This window comes from Mesobacillus sp., from assembly GCF_049588175.1.
GTDB lineage: Bacteria > Bacillota > Bacilli > Bacillales > Cytobacillaceae > Mesobacillus.
Map to the genome: position 1 here is coordinate 1 of NZ_JBAVFI010000453.1, position 3216 is coordinate 3216.

Below are 3216 nucleotides of genomic sequence, written 5' to 3' on the forward strand. Positions count from 1 at the left end.
TTGATATCCGTTTTCAAACCGTAAATAGAGAAGGAGTGAAAACAAATGACTGAAAAAGCGGTCGTGCTAGACAACCAGGGTATCCGGCGCGCACTAACGAGGATTGCCCATGAAATCATCGAAAGAAACAAAGGGATTGAAGATTGCGTCCTGGTTGGAATTCGTACAAGAGGAATTTATATAGCCAAAAGGCTGGCAGATAGAATCCACGAGATTGAAGGAGCAGAAATGCCGGTCGGAGAACTGGACATCACGCTTTATCGCGATGACCTGACGAAAAAGACAAATGACCTTGAACCAGAAGTAAGAGGTTCTGACATCCCGGTGGATATTGGGAATAAGAAGGTTATTCTTGTGGATGATGTACTGTATACAGGCAGGACAGTCCGCGCTGCAATGGATGCATTGATCGACATTGGCCGCCCTGCGACAATCCAGCTTGCGGTGCTTGTGGACCGAGGACATAGGGAGCTGCCGATCAGAGCAGACTTTGTTGGAAAAAACATTCCGACTTCCAGCTCAGAAAAAATCGTTGTCGAACTGCTGGAAGTGGATGAAGAAGAACGCGTAAGCATTTACGAAAAATAAATAGTGCCCTTTTAATACAGTCCAGAGAGGCTGAAAAGGGGGAGCATGAAGCCGATTGCTTTGTGCGGGTTTCTTACCCTTACCCTCTTTGCACCTTCTGGCAAAGAGGGTTTTTTGTTTGAAAAGTGTTTTAAATGAGAGGGGAAAAAACAATGAACAAACCAATACTCGATGTAAAAGACAGACCAGCACCCATTCAATGGTTCACACTAAGCATTCAGCACTTATTCGCCATGTTTGGCGCCACAATCCTTGTACCTTATCTAGTCGGCTTAAGCCCGGCAATCGCCTTGATCTCAAGCGGGCTAGGAACTATCGCATTCCTGATCATCACCAAGTTCCAAGTCCCAGCTTACCTTGGCTCTTCATTCGCCTTCATCGCGCCGATCATCGCAGCGAAAGCAGGTGGCGGACCTGGTTCTGCAATGGTTGGAACCTTCCTTGCGGGTTTTGTTTATGGAATCGTTGCCTTGATAATCAAAAAGGCAGGCTACCGCTGGATTATGCGATTACTGCCTCCAGTTGTAGTCGGACCAGTCATCATCGTCATTGGCCTTGCGCTTGCGGGTACAGCAGTAAATATGGCAATGAACGTCCCTGGTACAACTGAATACAGCTTGCTTCACTTCTCAGCTGCACTTGTAACGCTTGCTGCAACAATCGTGTTCTCAATATACGCAAAAGGAATGCTGAGCATGGTTCCCATCCTTGCAGGGATCATCGTAGGGTATGTCTATTCACTAGCAATTGGAATCGTAGATTTCTCAATTGTGCAAAAAGCTGGCTGGTTTGAAATGCCTGACTTCATCTTCCCATTTGTGGATTACAAAGTAAGCATCAACCTGGATATTATCCTCCTGATGGTACCTGTAGCAATCGTAACTTTATCTGAACACATTGGCCACCAGCTTGTCCTGAGCAAGGTAGTCGGCCGTGACTATATCAAAGAACCAGGCCTGCACCGCTCCATTCTTGGAGACGGAATGGCGACAATGATCTCGGGATTGATCGGGGGACCGCCAAAAACCACATATGGTGAAAATATCGGTGTCCTGGCAATCACAAGAGTGTACAGTGTCTATGTGCTGCTAGGAGCAGCGATTATCGCAACAGTTTTTGGATTCATCGGTAAAATTACTGCCCTGATCAGCTCAATTCCAACACCAGTTATGGGCGGCGTATCCATCCTGCTTTTCGGAATCATCGCTTCATCTGGCTTAAGGATGCTGGTGGACAGCAAAATTGATTTTGGAAATACGAGAAACTTAATCATCTCTTCTGTCATTCTTGTTATCGGAATCGGCGGAGCATTCATAAAGGTATCAGAGCAATTCCAAATCCAGGGTATGGCGCTCGCAGCTATCATTGGTGTAGCGTTGAACATCATCTTGCCAGGCCGCCCGGAAATTGAAGAAGATATGTTTGAAGCTGAAGCAGAAAAAAAAACTGAGAAAAAGAACGATGTAGCATAGTATCACCTTTTAATAAAGTCCAGAGAGGCTTACAAGGGTGTTATGAGCGAACCGGCTTATTCGACTACACATAAAACCAACCTTAACTGGTTTTATGCCGGCAAGTTCATGGCAAAGCACCCTGTTTAAATGACAGGGTGCTTTTTATATGGGTATGAATGCTGAACGGGAGGATATAAAAATGAAAAAGGACCTGCTTACTACCTCACAGTTGAGTATAAAAGAGATCGAGGACATCTTAATGACAGCGAGTGAATTTTCAAAGGGGCGAGCATGGCAGCCACGAGAGAAAACATTTATCAGCAATTTGTTTTTCGAGCCAAGCACGAGGACAAAATCGAGCTTCGAGATGGCAGAACGGAAGCTTGGTCTAGAAGTAATACCATTCGAGGTTCAAACCTCAAGTGTCCTAAAGGGTGAAACATTATATGACACGGTCAGGACGCTCGAAGCAATTGGCATGGACGCCATTGTCATCAGACACAGCGCAGACAATTATTTCAATGAGCTGGAAAAGGGAATCGGCATTCCTATCATTAATGCCGGGGACGGAAGAGGGCATCATCCAACCCAATCATTGCTTGATTTAATGACGATCCAGCAGGAGTTTGGAAAGTTTACTGGCCTTAAAGTGGCGATTATCGGCGATATCCTTCACAGCCGTGTCGCAAGGTCAAATGCTGATGCCCTTGTAAGATTAGGGGCCAAAGTGATTTTTTCAGGACCTGAAGAATGGATAGGAATAGATGAACTTCCTGCTGGCTGTACATATCTGGAGGCAGATGATGCAATCCGGGAGGCGGATGCAGTGATGCTGCTTCGCGTCCAGCATGAACGGCATGATGGCATGGTTCTTTTTGAAAAAGAAGCTTACCATAAAAGGTTCGGTTTAACGATTGAAAGAGAAAAACAAATGAAACAAGGAAGCATCATCTTGCACCCAGCGCCAGTTAATCGGGGCGTGGAAATCGCTGATGAATTGGTTGAAAGCGAAAGGTCGAGGATCTTTAAGCAAATGGAAAATGGAGTTTATATAAGAATGGCTGTCTTGAAAAGAGCTCTGGAAAATAGGAACGGGGGAAACGTACATGTCGATGTTAATCAAAAATGGCAAATTGCTTACTGAAACCGGATTTGAAGCAATAGATATCTTAAT

3 protein-coding genes are annotated in these 3216 nt (G+C 45.2%); all 3 read left to right on the top strand.

What is annotated here, in order from left to right; all coding sequences use genetic code 11:
• Nucleotides 1–45 precede the first annotated feature (45 nt).
• The 3 genes from pyrR to WB217_RS11050 all read left to right on the top strand — a co-directional run bounded on the left by pyrR (nucleotide 46) and on the right by WB217_RS11050 (nucleotide 3186).
• Nucleotides 46–588, top strand: a complete 543-nt coding sequence (gene pyrR, locus WB217_RS11040) for a bifunctional pyr operon transcriptional regulator/uracil phosphoribosyltransferase PyrR (protein ID WP_423993280.1) — start codon at nucleotides 46–48, stop codon at nucleotides 586–588.
• A 152-nt stretch (nucleotides 589–740) separates the two neighbouring features.
• On the top strand, nucleotides 741–2060 hold the full coding sequence (locus tag WB217_RS11045; protein ID WP_423993281.1) for a solute carrier family 23 protein: 1320 nt from the start codon (nucleotides 741–743) through the stop codon (nucleotides 2058–2060).
• Nucleotides 2061–2241: 181 nt separating this feature from the next.
• Complete coding sequence (locus WB217_RS11050) at nucleotides 2242–3186, top strand: aspartate carbamoyltransferase catalytic subunit (protein ID WP_423993282.1); 945 nt, start codon at nucleotides 2242–2244, stop codon at nucleotides 3184–3186.
• Nucleotides 3187–3216 lie beyond the last annotated feature (30 nt).

What these genes read in the sequence shown, in the direction of transcription:
- pyrR (WP_423993280.1), top strand. Translation starts at nt 46, where the DNA reads ATGACTGAAAAAGCGGTCGTGCTAGACAACCAGGGTATCCGGCGCGCA.
- WB217_RS11045 (WP_423993281.1), top strand. Translation starts at nt 741, where the DNA reads ATGAACAAACCAATACTCGATGTAAAAGACAGACCAGCACCCATTCAA.
- WB217_RS11050 (WP_423993282.1), top strand. Translation starts at nt 2,242, where the DNA reads ATGAAAAAGGACCTGCTTACTACCTCACAGTTGAGTATAAAAGAGATC.